Source organism: Colwellia sp. 1_MG-2023, assembly GCF_030546755.1.
Classification (GTDB): domain Bacteria; phylum Pseudomonadota; class Gammaproteobacteria; order Enterobacterales; family Alteromonadaceae; genus Thalassotalea_H.
The window spans coordinates 171,554-186,424 of record NZ_JAUOPE010000006.1 but is presented as its reverse complement, the minus strand read 5'-3'; the positions used below and the strand labels follow the sequence as shown (position 1 = coordinate 186,424).

15 protein-coding genes are annotated in these 14,871 nt (G+C 38.3%); 5 read left to right on the top strand and 10 right to left on the bottom strand.

Going from position 1 to position 14,871, the window contains the following annotated elements:
- Positions 1–114 precede the first annotated feature (114 nt).
- The 10 genes from Q4493_RS09305 to Q4493_RS09260 form a co-directional block, all read right to left on the bottom strand.
- Positions 115–1,383: an extracellular solute-binding protein gene (locus Q4493_RS09305; RefSeq protein ID WP_303451849.1), complete on the bottom strand. Its 1,269-nt coding sequence runs from the start codon at positions 1,381–1,383 to the stop codon at positions 115–117.
- A 9-nt stretch (positions 1,384–1,392) separates the two neighbouring features.
- Complete coding sequence (locus tag Q4493_RS09300) at positions 1,393–1,896, bottom strand: YcgN family cysteine cluster protein (protein WP_303451848.1); 504 nt, start codon at positions 1,894–1,896, stop codon at positions 1,393–1,395.
- Between the two features lie 21 nt (positions 1,897–1,917).
- Complete coding sequence (locus tag Q4493_RS09295; RefSeq protein WP_303451846.1) at positions 1,918–2,967, bottom strand: lytic transglycosylase domain-containing protein; 1,050 nt, start codon at positions 2,965–2,967, stop codon at positions 1,918–1,920.
- Positions 2,968–3,004: 37 nt separating this feature from the next.
- Positions 3,005–3,292, bottom strand: a complete 288-nt coding sequence (locus Q4493_RS09290) for a YcgL domain-containing protein (protein ID WP_303451844.1) — start codon at positions 3,290–3,292, stop codon at positions 3,005–3,007.
- A gap of 73 nt (positions 3,293–3,365) precedes the next feature.
- Positions 3,366–4,511, bottom strand: coding sequence for a ribonuclease D (gene rnd / locus Q4493_RS09285; protein ID WP_303451842.1), 1,146 nt, complete (start codon positions 4,509–4,511; stop codon positions 3,366–3,368).
- A gap of 50 nt (positions 4,512–4,561) precedes the next feature.
- Complete coding sequence (gene rluB, locus Q4493_RS09280; protein WP_303451840.1) at positions 4,562–5,425, bottom strand: 23S rRNA pseudouridine(2605) synthase RluB; 864 nt, start codon at positions 5,423–5,425, stop codon at positions 4,562–4,564.
- A 347-nt stretch (positions 5,426–5,772) separates the two neighbouring features.
- Positions 5,773–6,354, bottom strand: coding sequence for an SMC-Scp complex subunit ScpB (gene scpB, locus Q4493_RS09275; RefSeq protein WP_303451838.1), 582 nt, complete (start codon positions 6,352–6,354; stop codon positions 5,773–5,775).
- Positions 6,341–7,156, bottom strand: coding sequence for a ScpA family protein (locus Q4493_RS09270; RefSeq protein ID WP_303451931.1), 816 nt, complete (start codon positions 7,154–7,156; stop codon positions 6,341–6,343). The genes scpB and Q4493_RS09270 overlap by 14 nt, the downstream gene beginning before the upstream one ends.
- A gap of 93 nt (positions 7,157–7,249) precedes the next feature.
- Positions 7,250–7,870, bottom strand: a complete 621-nt coding sequence (locus Q4493_RS09265) for an L-threonylcarbamoyladenylate synthase (protein ID WP_303451836.1) — start codon at positions 7,868–7,870, stop codon at positions 7,250–7,252.
- 12 nt (positions 7,871–7,882) lie between these two features.
- A complete protein-coding gene (locus Q4493_RS09260) occupies positions 7,883–8,752 on the bottom strand; it encodes a PHP domain-containing protein (RefSeq protein WP_303451834.1) in 870 nt (289 codons plus the stop codon).
- 348 nt (positions 8,753–9,100) lie between these two features.
- Between Q4493_RS09260 and aroF the strand changes: the two genes are divergently transcribed.
- The 5 genes from aroF to trpCF are packed head-to-tail and all read left to right on the top strand — an operon-like array spanning position 9,101 to position 14,870.
- Complete coding sequence (aroF, locus tag Q4493_RS09255; protein WP_303451832.1) at positions 9,101–10,117, top strand: 3-deoxy-7-phosphoheptulonate synthase; 1,017 nt, start codon at positions 9,101–9,103, stop codon at positions 10,115–10,117.
- Positions 10,114–11,751 carry an anthranilate synthase component 1 gene (locus tag Q4493_RS09250; RefSeq protein WP_303451830.1) on the top strand — a complete coding sequence of 546 codons (1,638 nt, stop codon included), beginning with the start codon at positions 10,114–10,116 and terminating at the stop codon, positions 11,749–11,751. The genes aroF and Q4493_RS09250 overlap by 4 nt, the downstream gene beginning before the upstream one ends.
- Positions 11,751–12,449 (top strand): aminodeoxychorismate/anthranilate synthase component II, encoded by a 699-nt coding sequence (locus tag Q4493_RS09245; RefSeq protein WP_303451828.1) that lies wholly within the window; start codon positions 11,751–11,753, stop codon positions 12,447–12,449. Before Q4493_RS09250 ends, Q4493_RS09245 begins: the two co-directional genes overlap by 1 nt.
- Positions 12,442–13,482 carry an anthranilate phosphoribosyltransferase gene (gene trpD / locus Q4493_RS09240; RefSeq protein WP_303451825.1) on the top strand — a complete coding sequence of 347 codons (1,041 nt, stop codon included), beginning with the start codon at positions 12,442–12,444 and terminating at the stop codon, positions 13,480–13,482. The genes Q4493_RS09245 and trpD overlap by 8 nt, the downstream gene beginning before the upstream one ends.
- Positions 13,482–14,870 carry a bifunctional indole-3-glycerol-phosphate synthase TrpC/phosphoribosylanthranilate isomerase TrpF gene (trpCF, locus tag Q4493_RS09235; RefSeq protein WP_303451823.1) on the top strand — a complete coding sequence of 463 codons (1,389 nt, stop codon included), beginning with the start codon at positions 13,482–13,484 and terminating at the stop codon, positions 14,868–14,870. Before trpD ends, trpCF begins: the two co-directional genes overlap by 1 nt.
- Position 14,871: the final 1 nt, after the last annotated feature.

The following is a 14,871-nucleotide window of genomic DNA, read 5'->3' as shown; positions in this document are numbered from 1 at the left end:
CTCTATCAGCGTTTAAACGCAGGTGTAAAACCAAGTTCATGAAGCATAGCGTTTAATGCTCCGAAATTAACGGTTAAAAAAAGATTAAGGGCGAAAGCCAAATAATGAGGCGTATTATTTCTTTGTAGCAGAGTAAAGAGATATTCTTTTTTGCTCTAATAACTCGGTAATTTTATTAACATCTTGATGATTAATGAAATCTGAAAACGCTTTTTTCGCAAATTCAGCCATTTCGAACTCAAACTCTAAATCAAAGTATTGACTTTGATAGTTAGCCGCTTCAAAAATTTCAGCCGTTTGTTTGATAATAGGTCGTCCATCAATTCTCGCGGACTGTTTTGGCGAAAAGGTTGAAAGGCCTTTATTAATAAAAATTTGTGTTTCATTGGTATTAAAAAACTGCAAAAACTTCGTCAAATGTGCTTTTTCAGCGCCATTCTTAGTTAAAGCAATCACCGACATCGGCGCTAACACACTATTTTCTTTACTATCAGCAATTGTTGGAAACGGAAAAAAGCCAATATCAGCTTGATTCTTCACCGGTAAGCTACTTAATGAAAAACTCCCTATTAAGTTAATCCCGACGACTTCACGATAAATTAACGGCATCAGCTCATCCCCATCAAAGAAACGATGCTGGGCAAAAATATATTTTTTATTTAATAAATTTTTCCAATAATTAAAGACTAACAGGACTTCATCTGAAGTATAAGCAAGCTTACCTTTCACCAGTTGTTTGTATTTGTCTGCACCATGTAATCGTAACATCAAATAATCAAACCAACCGGCAATCTGCCAAGGGTATTTAGTACCTAAAGCAATAGGCGCAATTTGATTTTGCTCTAAGGTATCTAATAGGTTAATAAATTCAGGCCAGGTTTTTGGGGTTTTCATGCCTAAACGAGCAAATAAAGATTTTTTATAATAAAATCCCCAAATATAGGAGGTCAACGGAATACCATAGACATTATTATTAAATAACACTTGATCCTTTGAAGCTTGTTTAAACTGAAAGTCTAAGTGGTTTTCTTGCCAATAATCATTTATATCGACTACAAAACCATTATCAACTAGGGTTTTTAAACGATTACTGGCAAACCAGTTAATAACATCAACTTCATCTTGCATCGCCATAAGTTCGGCTAACAAATCAGGGTAATTTCTTGAATGTAATCGTATTAAACGGACTTTTATATTGGGATGAAGCACCTCAAAATCCCGTACTCTATCACGATATATTTGTTCTTTTATTTTTGTATTCGCTAATACAGCAAAGTTAATCACCCGCTGTTCACTCATTGCATATGCAAGAGAAGATTTGAGTAAAATAAGTCCATAAAGCAGTATTGAAACAATACGGTTAACGTTCATTGTTTGAATCATTATTTAACCCTAATCAATATCATTTAATGGCCAACTAACAATGTAATCTTCAAAGAAATCAATATCAACTTGATTGTCTTTCACTATTTTTCCACGTACAGACATGCCTGCTTTGTGCATCGCAGTTTTTTTACCTTTATGAAGCAACGGGTGCCAAGATGGAATTCCTCTTCCCTCTTTTAAACGACGATAAGTACAACTTGGTGGCATAAAAAAGATGGCGTCTAAATTATCTTGAGTTAGTTGAACGCAATCTGGGACAAGTGTAGTTCGTTTGTCGTATTGAGTACATTGACAACTTTTGTCATTTAATAAATAACAAGCAATATTTGAGTAACTCATTTCCTCGCCTTCATTAATATGCGTTGTTGGCATTAACTCTGTTTCTTCAGTGGTGTCTTTGTCATCAATAAACTTATGTAAACAACATTTAGCACAACCATCACATAATGACTCCCATTCACTGCGAGTCATTTCTTCTAACGATTTAGTTTGCCAAAATTTTTCAGTCATAATTTTTAATCACTAGCGTTATTAATGAATGGGTGGAAATTTAATACGATCAGAAAGGTGTCCTACCGAACTCACAAAATAATAAGATAAATTCCAGTGCATTAAACTTTTATAATTATCATAAGCTAAATACACTCTGCCTTTTTCATCATCTGGAAAAACTAACGCCGCTTTAACATTTACTATCGGTAAGTTAGTGCCATCGGCTCGTCTAATACCTAACTTTTGCCATTCAGCAAGTGATTTTTCACTTTCACGCCAAGCTTTTAACCAATTCTTTCGACTACCAGTATTTTTAGGTATCGCTAAATTAATATCAAAATTTTCGGGTAATTTGACTTGTCTTCCCCACGTTAGCGCATCATTCCAACCTTCTTTTTTAAGATAATTTGCCATCGACGCAAATACATCATGAAGGTTACCCCAAATATCTTTTTTACCGTCTCCGTCACCGTCGACGGCATAGGCTAAAAATGAAGTGGGCATAAATTGGTTTTGCCCCATAGCGCCCGCCCAAGAGCCTTTCATATCATCAATGGTGATATGCCCTTCTTGTAGTATTGTTAAAGCTGCCCATAATTGCTTTTTAAAAAACGCTTCTCGGCGACCTTCATAACTAAGGGTCGTTAACGCAGATACGACATTATAATTACCCATAATTTTACCAAAATTCGTTTCGAGCCCCCATAAAGCAACTATAAATCGTGGTTGAACATTATATTTTTCGGAGACTTTTTCTAAAATAGCAAGATGCTCTTTGTATTGATTACGGGCTTTATCAACCTTCCATTGCGGGACTCTTTTTGGTAAATAAGTATCTAATGTTTCAACTTTTTCAGGTTGGTTACGATCGGCAGCCACTGCACGTTGATGAAACTTTACTTGAGAAAAACTTTGCTCAATAAAATCGTCACTAAACCCTTTTTCTTGAGCTTCTTGTTTCAACTCAACAACATATTGATCAAACCCCGCTTGGCTTAGTTCCTTATCAGCAAAAGCTAAACTTTGGCACGAATAACTTAACAAAAATGTAAAACAACTAACGAGCGTACTTACTTTAACTAACTTCATAAAATACCTAATATTGCCCTTAATAATAAATGGATCTTTATAACTGTTGAGCTTTACGCTTCATTTGTTCTTTATGCTCTTTTAAAAGATCTTCTTGAGGTGGCGGTAATTGGAGATAAAACCCTTGATTATTCAAATTCTCTCTTACTTTATTAATATCCGCTAAAGCAAGTTTATCTTTATTGTCTAAATTGATAATCGTCACCAAAGTAGGCGTGCCAAACATCGCCATCAATGCCTCAGGCACATCATCAAACTTGTCTCTTTGCTTAATAAATAAATATGTTTGTGCCTTTTTAGGGCTTTTATAAATAACACATAGCATAATGCCGGCCTTTATTTGAAACTAAAAACTTGTAACTGAAAATTCAAAACAGATAAAACGTTACGTTAATTAACTATAGTTGCGAAAAGTTAGATTTTGCTTCTGCCAATAGTTTTTCCCCAAAGATACTCAATCGCCAATCTCTAAGTACATCAATTTTTTCCGCCGGAGTTTCATCAATATTCAATTGATAATGCCAAGATAAAAATTGATTAATTTGCTTTTTAGAAGCAAACACTTCGACTTGTTGTTGATGCTTTTTAGCAACCTCTGCAATAAACGATTTAATTTTTTTAAAGGTTTGTTTATAACCTGGGTACTCATCTAAGCGTTTAATTTTGTCAGGGTATTGCGCTTCATCCACTTGTTCAGCTTGCTTTAGTACTGCTAGCATTGCTTTACCTTTATGACGTACATCTAATACGTCAACCCCTTCAATGCCAGCCATAACGCCGACGTTTTTCGGTAAGGTTTGCGCCACACCAATAATGGTGTGATCTTTAGCAACAAAGCTAATCGGCAGATCTCTTTTCTTCGCTTGTTGAAAACGCCATTGACTTAAAAACTTTAAACTATTGAGTTGCTTAGCATTTAATCGCCAACTCATTTTCACGTTTAAATATAACTGGCTATCATCAATCGGGGTAAACTTACGCTCTATCATTAACTCGGTTTCTTGCTGCGCCGCTGCCAACCAAGGGGTTTGCATTAATTCTTTTTTTAACAAAGGATAAACTTGATACAAATATTCAACATCAGCACCGGCATATTCAATTTGACTAGCAGTTAACGGACGTTTCGTCCAATCGGTTCGTGAATCTGACTTATCAAGATCTATGTCTAAATAATGCTTCACCATAGCCGCATAGCCAAGTGATAAACCGTGTCCCAAAAATGACATCATAATTTGACTATCAATTAAGTTAATCGGCCGACAATTAGCTTGTGTTAAAAATACTTCCAAATCTTCTGAACATGCATGCAAGACTTTCTCAATATTTGCATCGGTCATTAACGCCCAAAAAGGCGATAAGTCATTTATCGCTATCGGGTCAATTAACGCCACTACCTTGCCATCACATACTTGTAATAAGCCTAATCGAGGGTAAAGCGTGCGGGTTCTAACAAATTCAGTATCAATCGTTAATACAGTAGCTTGAGATAATTGATGACATAATGAAACTAAACTCTCATCATCTTCAATATATTGATTTTGCAAAAAAGTTTCCCTTTATTGGTGAACGACAAATCAAACAGCAAATTTTCGCGTTAACTTCTACGTCTTCTAGTGGCTTGTTGGCTTCGATGTTGATGTTTTTTCACTGAACGACGAATACGTCGACTTTTCGCGTTATCCATCGCTTTTTCATCCACTTTAACTTTACTTTGCGTTTCAAGCGGAAGTTTCACTAACTTGCGATAATAGTTCACATCTTGCAGGTTTAACTCTGTCCAACCACCCGATGGTAATTGACGTTTTAATTCCATATCGCCATAACGGACACGAATCAAGCGACTCACTTGTACATCTTGGCTTTCCCATAAACGACGTACTTCGCGATTTCGTCCTTCAGACAATACCACATGGAACCAATGATTTCGCCCTTCACCGCCACGGTAAGTAATTTTTTGAAAACGTGCAGGGCCATCTTCTAATTTAACACCAGCTCTTAGTGTTTGTAGCATGGCCTCGGTAACTTCACCAAATACTCGAACGGCATATTCACGTTCAACTTTTTGTGAAGGATGCATTAAACGATTCGCTAATTCTCCATCCGTGGTAAAAAGTAACATGCCTGAAGTATTAATATCTAATCGACCTACTGCTATCCAGCGACCAGACTCTAGCTTTGGTAAGCGGTCAAAAACCGTCGGACGACCTTCGGGATCTTTACGGGTACACATTTCCCCTTCAGGTTTATTGTACATTAACACCCTGCAAAGCTCGTCTTCTTTGCTTTGTAGACTGACCGAATGGCCATCAATTTTTATTTGTTCATTGCCTTCGACACGATCACCTAAATAAGCCACCTTGCCATTAACTGTAATGCGTCCTGCACTGATCACCGTTTCCATTTCTCGGCGTGAACCTTTCCCCGCACGGGCTAATACTTTTTGTAGTTTTTCAGACATAGGTCTAACTCTCTTCCGTCAGTAACATCACAATTGCCAAGATTGGCCATTTCTCTTGCTTAGTTTCTGTCTCAATTGATTGAGTAATCACTCATTATTCGGCATTATACCAGTCCAAATAAGAAAGTGCGCTCTTAGCGATAATTTAAAAATTTAGAGGCAAGGAATTGATAGCAGAGAATGGTTATCCCGTATCAAAATCAATAACGCCGCCTAATATGCTTTTAAAGCTCGTCCTTCACAAACGTATGACCACCATGATAACTTCACAAAATTTGCTTAATGTACAATGACTATATCTACGCATATTTTGTTTATTCTAATGTCGTCCGTATCGTTCTATGTGGTTACTTCTTTATGTTAAAGGGTATTATATCTTGCATCGTACCATTAACGATAGAAGATTCTTCTATCGGGATTAAATCTGGTAATTGATCTAACGATTTTAAAGAAAAATAATCCAAAAACTCTTTAGTAGTTCCATACATAGAAGGCCTGCCGGGGACTTCTTTATAACCCAATATTTTTATCCATTCGCGTTCAATTAACGTTTTAATAATATGGCTACTCACTGCTACGCCGCGGACATCTTCAATTTCACTGCGAGTGATCGGTTGTTTATAAGCTATCAGTGCTAAGGTTTCTAATAAAGCTCGTGAATATTTCTGCGGTTTTTCTTCAGTTAATAACGCAATGTCTTCGTTATGTTCAGCTTTTATTTGAAATTGAAAACCTGATGCAACTTCAACTAAATTAACACCACGCGGCCGATAATGCTTTTCAATATTAATTAATGCCTGTTTAATTTGTGGAGTTGCAATACCATAATGGGGAAGTAATTGATCTTTAATCTTTTTTATCGATAAAGGTTTATCCGATGAAAATACTGCCGCTTCAATAAGTTGTTCGAGGTGTTTAGTGCTGATCATAACTGTCTTCAGCCTCTTTTAAGCGAACATGAATATCCCCTAGGTTTTGCACTTGCTGACATACTATTAATTGTTCTTTTAATAGCTCTAATACCGCTAAAAAAGTCACGACAACCCCATGCCTGCCTTCGCTGACATCGAACAAGGATTCAAATTTAATAAAGTGATTGCCATTAGCGGCTGACAATTTTGTTAATATGTCACTCATTCTCTGACGAGTTGACAGCGTTTCTTTCGCAATATGATGATGTTCAAAGGCTTGCGTTCTTTTTAACACAGCTTGAAGAGCAGTTACTAAATCGGCTAATTCGACCTCTGCCGCTCGAGTTTTATACGTAAAAGTAGTTGAAAAACTGGCATTCGCTATCGCAATATCACGTTCTAAACGCGGAAGCTCATCAATATTTTGCGCTGCTCGTTTAATAACTTCATACTCTTGTAAACGGCGCACTAACTCTGCTCTGGGGTCTTCTTCGTCTTCTTCAACTTGCTGCTTTGGTAATAGTAAACGTGATTTAATTTCTGCTAAAATTGCCGCCATCACTAAATATTCTGCCGCTAATTCAAGTTTAACGTCTTTCATCAATTCCACATAACTCATGTATTGTGTGGTTATAGGCGCGATTGGCAGATCTAAAATATCAAACTTTTGCTTTTTAATAAGATATAACAGTAAATCGAGTGGTCCTTCGAATGACTCTAAGATAATTTCTAAAGCATCCGGCGGGATAAATAAATCTTGCGGCTTTTCAACTATGGCTTCGCCTCGAATGAAAGCAAACGGCAGTACTTGCTGCTGCATTTCACCCGCTTGCAAGTTGCCCGTAGTGAGTTTGTTTACTTGATCATGTTCAGCATTATTTTGCATAAATATTATAACGTTAAGTTAATTGAATTATTCAAAAGGTGTCGGGTCGCCTTCCCCTACACGAATAATTTGTGCCTCTCCTTCGGAATAGTCAATTACCGTAGTTGGATGCTCGCCTAAATGACCACCGTTAATGATCAAATCAACTTGATGTTCTAACATATCACGGATATTTTCAGGATCATATTCCGCCATATTTTTTCCCGGCATAATCAACGTCGTCGACATAATAGGCTCTTCAAGTGCGGCCAATAAACCATGTACAATGGCATTATCTGGTACACGAATTCCAATAGTGCGTTTTTTCGGATTCAATAATCGTTTCGGCACTTCTTTACTGGCTTTAAAAATAAACGTGTAAGGCCCGGGGGTATTGTTTTTTAACGCTCGAAAGGCGCTGTTATCGACACGGGTATATTCTGAAAGTTCGGATAAGTCTTTACACACTAAAGTAAAGTTATGATTTTTATCAATATCACGAATGCGGCAAATTCTATCAAGCGCTTTTTTATCACCAATATGACATCCTAATGCATAGCCAGAATCGGTAGGATAAACAATCACGCCGCCTTGGCGAATGATTTCAGCGGCTTGCTTCATCAAACGGCCTTGAGGATTATCAGGGTGAACGTAGAAAAACTGACTCATAAGTGATTCCTTTTAAAACAATTGCCAAATAGGCGAAACACCTTCTGGCATCACTAAATTTCGACCTAAATCTGACCATTTACTTGGATAATGAAAGTCAGAGCCCATTGAAGCATGTAATTCATATTCTAAACAAAAGCTTAGCATCAAACGGCGCTGATCGTTATTCATTTGTGGTAAAACTATTTCTAAACCATCACCACCTGCTTCTTTAAACTGCGCCACTAATCGACGTAACCACTTTGTCGATAAATCATATCGAATTGGATGCGCCATCACCGCTTGACCACCCGCTTGATGAATGACATCAATTGCCTGCTCAATTGAGCACCACGTTGGTTTCACATAAGCACGTTTACCTTTGCCAATGTATTTATCAAACGCCGCTTGCATTTTAGCTACACTGCCTTGTTGCAATAACACTTTAGCAAAATGAGCGCGAGTAATAGAGCCTTCACCGGCCAACGCCTTTGCTTTTTCATAAATATTGTCAAAACCGCATTTAGCGAGTTTTTCGCCCATGGATAACGCGCGATTTTCTCTGGCAGTTTGTTGTTCAGCAATTAACTGTTTTAAAACCGGCGAAGATTTATCAATATTTAAACCGACAATATGAATTTCAAATCCTTGCCATTCGGTTGAAATTTCAATACCTTCGATGAGTTTTATTGGATGATTTTTTTCTACGATATACGCTTTAGCAATATCAAGCGCAGCGGTAGTGTCATGATCTGTGATCGCCAGCACATCAATTTGAAAGTTAACTGCACGTTCTATCAACTCTTCAGGCGTAAGGCCACCGTCAGAGCACTTAGTATGACTGTGTAGATCAACACGGCGATTTTTAAAATCGGCAAAATTTTCGGTTGACATCAATGGCATAATAAGTTCTTCTATAGAGGATTTTTTTCGCAAACTCATTTTACTTAGGTTAATAAACGAATGATACAAGTAAAACAAACTAATTCATTAATTTGGTGGTGGCATAACTCTACTTAAGTGGGTTGTGATAGTTTGCTTTTCATAAAAGAAATCGCAAAAAAATTCTGAAAACCCGCTTAATCACTTAAGCGGGTTTTTCTTTTTTATTACGTTTAAAATACATCACGAACAAAAATATAAGGGTTAACAATGTTAACAACACGAGTAAAAAGTTGGTTTATATGGTGGCTTCAGCCTATTTACGCTGGTTGACCGAACTTAATAATTTAACAGATTTAGGAAATAATCATGATCATCATATTAAAACCACAAGCATCTGAAAAAGATGCCAATGAAATATTAGATAAAATATCTAGCCTCGGCTTAAAACCGCTTTATATGCCGGGTATTGAACGCACCGTTCTAGGCGCATTAGGCGATGAACGCGTATTACGTCAGCTTCACCTTGATAGCTACCCTATGGTAGATGAAATCAAACCGGTACTGAGCCCCTACAAATTAGTTAGCCGAGAACTACAAGCTCATGACTCTATTGTGTCAATTGGCGGTGTAAAAGTCGGGGGTGGCAATTTTACCGTCATTGCAGGACCTTGTTCCGTTGAAAGCCAAGCGCAATTGTTTGGTATCAGCGACATGATTAAACAACAAGGTGTGCCATTATTACGTGGTGGTGCTTTCAAACCAAGAACCAGTCCTTATAGTTTTCAAGGATTAGGATTAGAAGGTTTGCAATTATTAAAAGCGGCGAAAGAAAAATATGGTCTTCCAATTGTCTCAGAAATTATTGATCCTAATGACGCTAAATTAATGCATGAATACGTTGATTGTTATCAAATTGGCGCGCGTAATATGCAAAACTTTCGTTTACTTGAAGCCGTTGGAGAACAAGCCGACAAAGCCGTTTTACTAAAACGCGGCATGAGTGCAACACTTGAAGAGTTGTTACTTGCAGCAGAATATATAATCAATGCCGGTAACCCGAATGTCATTTTATGTGAACGTGGCATTCGCACCTTTGAAACAGCGACTCGCAATACTTTAGATTTAAACGCCGTAGCTTATTTAAAAGAAAAATCTCATCTTCCCGTTTTTGTCGACCCTTCTCATGGCACAGGTGTAAAATCGTTAATCAATCCTTTATCACGCGCGGCTGTTGCTGTGGGGGCTGATGGTATTATTGTTGAAACACATTTAAATCCTAAAGAAGCCCTTTCAGATGGTCATCAAGCACTCACTGCTGACGACTTTGAGACGTTAATGGCAGATATAAAACCTTTTGTTTCCGCAGCAGGTAAAACATTATGAAGGCAATATTTGACCCCACAGCTCATACAGAAATAGGCTCGGTAAATACTTTATCGAGCAAAGCGAGTTATCAATCAGACCCATTAACATTGTTTAAAAAATTGTGCGGCAATAAAAGTAACAATCTTTTGTTAGAGTCGGCAGAGATTGATAAAAAACATCAATTAAAAAGTTTATTGCTCGTTGATGCCGCGATAAAAATTGTTTGTCATGGTAACCAAGTTAGTTTCACACCGCTAAGCGTTAACGGTGAAGCTGCGATTGCTTTTGCTAAACAAGAATTAGCGGCACACGCAACCATTACCTTTCACGGTAAAAGTTTACAGGCTACTTTTGCAGAAACCGCACAAACATTAGATGAAAAATCACGCTTATTAGCTACAAACCCGTTTCAAAGCTTACGGATTTTTCAGCAACTCAACAATGAAACGCATCATCCCTTTGCAGTTTTTCTTGGCGGCGCATTTGCATTTGATATGATCACCATGAGTGAAAAACTGCCAAACGTTCAAGAAAGTGATAATACTTGCCCAGACTTTGTTTACTACTTAGCAGAAACTTTAGTAGTCATTGATCATGAAAAACGTTCAAGCGAAGTGATTGCCAATGTTTTTTCAGGTCCAGAACAACAAAAATGTCATTTTGAAATTGCCCGACGTTTATCGGCAATTAAAGCCTTAGTAGAAAGTGATATCGCTCCACCGCAAACACAATATATTGACTCAGTTGCCCCAACAGAAGTGACTTGCGATATCAGCGATGAAGACTTTTGCCAAACGGTAATCGCGTTAAAAGAGCACATTAAAGCCGGGGACATTTTTCAAGTGGTTCCTTCTCGTACCTTTAGTTTACCTTGTGAAGATACCTTTAACGCTTATTTAGCATTACGAGAAAGTAATCCAAGCCCTTATATGTTTTATTTCCAAGATGAAGACTTTTGCATGTTCGGTGCATCGCCTGAATCAGCAATTAAATATCAACAACATAACAGACAAGTTGAAATTTACCCTATCGCTGGTACTCGTCCGCGTGGCTATAAAGCTAATGGTGAGTTTTCATTAGACTTAGATTGTCGAATTGAGCTGGAGTTACGTCAAGACAAAAAAGAGCTTTCTGAACATATTATGCTAGTTGACTTAGCGCGAAATGATGTGGCGCGCGTAAGTAAAGCGGGTACTCGACATGTGGCCGATTTACTTAAGGTTGACCGTTACTCACATGTGATGCATTTAGTATCAAGAGTTTGTGGCACGTTAAGTGACGACTTAGACGCATTACATGCGTATCAAGCTTGTATGAATATGGGTACATTATCAGGTGCGCCAAAAGTCAGAGCAACCGAATTGATCCGACAATTTGAAGGCAAACGCCGAGGCAGTTATGGCGGTGCGGTTGGCTATTTAACTGGCGATGGCGACATGGATACTTGTATTGTCATTCGTAGTGCATTTGTTAAAAATCAAATGGCGCACGTTCAAGCAGGTGCAGGCGTGGTGTTTGACTCAGATCCCCAAGCTGAAGCCAATGAAACCCGTCAAAAAGCCCAAGCGGTGATCAGTGCAATTCAAAAAGCGGCTAGAATGAAAAACCTGTCTTCAACAATAAATATCAATCATGAACAGGAGGCTAAGTAATGTCACTATCCTCTACCCCAAAGAATAACAACACTGAACACGTTAAAATTTTCATGTTGGATAATTTAGACTCTTTCACCTATAACCTTGTTGATGAATTTCAATGTTTAGGATTTGAGCCAACTATTTATCGAAACACCATCAGTGCTGACTATATTTTAGAACAAATTCAAGCATGTGAAACTCCGGTATTATTGGTGTTATCGCCTGGTCCTGGAGAGCCAAGTAAAGCGGGCTGCTTAATGCAGCTTATTGAAAAAACCGCCGGTAAATACCCTATCTTGGGTATTTGTTTAGGGCATCAAGCGTTAATTGAATATTATGGCGGTATTGTTGGCCGAGCACCTGAAATTATTCATGGAAAAGCGTCGAACGTACAACATGATGGTAATAACGCCTTTAACAATATTCAGCAACCGCTTCCTGTAGCGCGTTATCATTCATTAGTCGCCACAAAAATGCCAAACAGTTTAACCATGACAGCGCAATTTACCACCAGCGATGGTGTCGTTTTACCTATGGCAATTGAACATAATACAGACAGAGTAATAGGTTTTCAGTTCCATCCAGAGTCTATTTTAACGACATATGGCAGCAATTTATTAGCACAAGCCATTGAATGTTTAACGTCAAATTCAGCCCAAACCAGTCAATTACCAGAAAATATCCAGCAACAAACAGGGAGTTCTTATGAGTAATGTATTACAACAATTAGTTGATGGCCAATCATTAAGCCAAACGCAAGCTCACACGTTTTTTAGCGAAGTAATGCAAGGAAAAATAGCACCAGAAATGCTGGCCTCTGTATTAACGGCTTTAAAAATAAAAGGCGAAACCCCTGAAGAAATTGCGGGTGCAGCGGTAGCTGTAAGAGATTATGCAACCGACTTCCCTTTACAAGAAAATGGGGTTGCTGATTGCGTAGGAACTGGCGGCGATGGCGCTAATACGATTAATATTTCAACGACTGCGGCGATACTAGCCGCGGCTTGTGGCTTGACGATGGCCAAACATGGCAACCGAAGCGTTTCAAGTATGTCAGGATCTGCTGATTTATTAGAAGCCTTTGGTGTGAATTTAATGATGTCTCCGGCAGTCGCTAGTGAATGTTTACAAGTAAGTAACTTATGCTTTTTATATGCCCCAGCTTATCATCCGGGGTTTAAATATGCCGGTCCTGTTCGCAAAGCTATGGGTATTCGTACATTATTTAATATTTTAGGACCACTCGTTAACCCTGCTTGCCCACAAGTAATGCTATTAGGCGTGTATACCCCCGAGTTAATTCCTACCATGGCGCAAAGTTTAATATTAACCGGCGTGAAACGAGGCTGGGTAGTTCATGGCAGTGGACTCGATGAAATTGCTTTACATGGTGAAACACAAATCACCGAAATTAACCATGGCGAATTAACTGAGCGCACTATTACACCTGAAGACTTTGGTCTTTCTCGTTATACCTTAGAAGATATTAAAGGTGGCACTCCACAAGAAAATGCCGATATCATAAAAGCGATTTTATCAGGTCAAGGTCAACCAGCGCATAACGATGCGGTGATCATCAATTGTGCGGCCTTACTTTACCTGCATGGCAAAGCAGCAGATTTACCTTCAGCAGCAGCAATAGCAGCAAAAGTATTGGCTACAGGCAAAGCCTTAGAAACGTTACAAACCATGGTAAACATTTCAAATAAAGAAACAAATCAAGTAGCAAGCGGAAAGAATAAATAATGGCAAATGTATTAGAAAAAATAGTTGCTGATAAACGCATTGAAATAGCGCAATTAAAAATTGATAAACCTTTAGCGAGCTTTATTGATGAGTTAAAGCCAACCACAAAAGACATGTATGCGGCGCTTGATCGTAAACAAGGAAAAAGTCAGGCTGGTTTTATTCTAGAATGCAAAAAAGCCTCACCGTCAAAAGGTTTGATCAGAGCTGACTTTGATCCAAAAGCCATTTGTCAAATTTACGATAAATACGCGGCAGCCATTTCAGTGTTGACTGATGAAAAATATTTTCAAGGTAAATTTGAGTATTTAAAAATAGTCACCGATACCGTCAGCTGCCCAGTATTAAATAAAGATTTTTTTATTGAACCTTATCAAGTTCATCTTGCACGTTATTATGGCGCTGATGCAATATTACTTATGTTAAGTGTGCTTTCAGATGAGGAATATAGAACTCTAGCTGAAGTTGCCGAACACTATAATTTAGCGATTTTAACGGAAATATCTAACGATGAAGAACGCGATCGCGCCGTGCAATTAGGGGCAAAGTTAATCGGTATCAATAATCGCAATTTACGTGATCTTTCTACCGATATAGCCCGTACGTTTGATTATGCACCAAGCTTACCTGCCGATAGAATCGTTATTTCTGAGTCAGGTATTTATACTAACGCACAGGTACGAGAACTAGCTCCTGCTGTGGACGGGTTTTTAGTAGGCAGTTCGGTTATGGCGCAACAAGATATTGATCTTGCATGCCGCACGTTAATATACGGCAACAATAAAGTGTGCGGTTTAACAACGCCTGAACAAGCACAAATGGCCATTGAAGCTGGCGCGCAATATGGCGGGTTAATTTTTGCCGAAAAATCGCCACGCTGCATTACACCAGAACAAGCATTAACCATTACCCAAAAAGTTCCATCACTTAATTATGTCGGGGTTTTTGTCAACCATAAACGCCAAGACATTGCTGCATTAGCGCAACAATTAAACCTTTTTGCCGTACAATTACATGGCGATGAAGACCAAGAATACATTGACAAGTTACAACAGCAATTGCCTGAAAATTGTCAAATTTGGAAAGCAATCGCGGTTCAGCAGCATGTGCCAGCGTTTACTGTTAATGCGCAACAATATGTTTTAGATGGAAAAAATGCTGGCAGTGGTCAAGCATTTAACTGGCAAGCGTTAGCCGATAGTGAGCAAGACTTATCAAGCTGCTTTTTAGCTGGCGGCTTAAATAGCGATAATATTGACAACGCGCTTGAACAGCTAACCACACAAGAATTATTTGGTTTGGATATCAACTCAGGTGTTGAGCAAAGTCCAGGCATAAAGTGTCGTGAAAAACTTCAACAAGTATTCACGCAAATACGGAATTACTAAC

Excerpts from the sequence above, each read along its gene's own strand:
- Q4493_RS09305 (WP_303451849.1), bottom strand. The coding sequence starts at position 1,383 with ATGATTCAAACAATGAACGTTAACCGTATTGTTTCAATACTGCTTTAT.
- Q4493_RS09300 (WP_303451848.1), bottom strand. The coding sequence starts at position 1,896 with ATGACTGAAAAATTTTGGCAAACTAAATCGTTAGAAGAAATGACTCGC.
- Q4493_RS09295 (WP_303451846.1), bottom strand. The coding sequence starts at position 2,967 with ATGAAGTTAGTTAAAGTAAGTACGCTCGTTAGTTGTTTTACATTTTTG.
- Q4493_RS09290 (WP_303451844.1), bottom strand. The coding sequence starts at position 3,292 with ATGCTATGTGTTATTTATAAAAGCCCTAAAAAGGCACAAACATATTTA.
- rluB (WP_303451840.1), bottom strand. The coding sequence starts at position 5,425 with ATGTCTGAAAAACTACAAAAAGTATTAGCCCGTGCGGGGAAAGGTTCA.
- scpB (WP_303451838.1), bottom strand. The coding sequence starts at position 6,354 with ATGATCAGCACTAAACACCTCGAACAACTTATTGAAGCGGCAGTATTT.
- Q4493_RS09270 (WP_303451931.1), bottom strand. The coding sequence starts at position 7,156 with ATGCAGCAGCAAGTACTGCCGTTTGCTTTCATTCGAGGCGAAGCCATA.
- Q4493_RS09265 (WP_303451836.1), bottom strand. The coding sequence starts at position 7,870 with ATGAGTCAGTTTTTCTACGTTCACCCTGATAATCCTCAAGGCCGTTTG.
- Q4493_RS09260 (WP_303451834.1), bottom strand. The coding sequence starts at position 8,752 with ATGCCATTGATGTCAACCGAAAATTTTGCCGATTTTAAAAATCGCCGT.
- aroF (WP_303451832.1), top strand. The coding sequence starts at position 9,101 with ATGATCATCATATTAAAACCACAAGCATCTGAAAAAGATGCCAATGAA.
- Q4493_RS09250 (WP_303451830.1), top strand. The coding sequence starts at position 10,114 with ATGAAGGCAATATTTGACCCCACAGCTCATACAGAAATAGGCTCGGTA.
- Q4493_RS09245 (WP_303451828.1), top strand. The coding sequence starts at position 11,751 with ATGTCACTATCCTCTACCCCAAAGAATAACAACACTGAACACGTTAAA.
- trpD (WP_303451825.1), top strand. The coding sequence starts at position 12,442 with ATGAGTAATGTATTACAACAATTAGTTGATGGCCAATCATTAAGCCAA.
- trpCF (WP_303451823.1), top strand. The coding sequence starts at position 13,482 with ATGGCAAATGTATTAGAAAAAATAGTTGCTGATAAACGCATTGAAATA.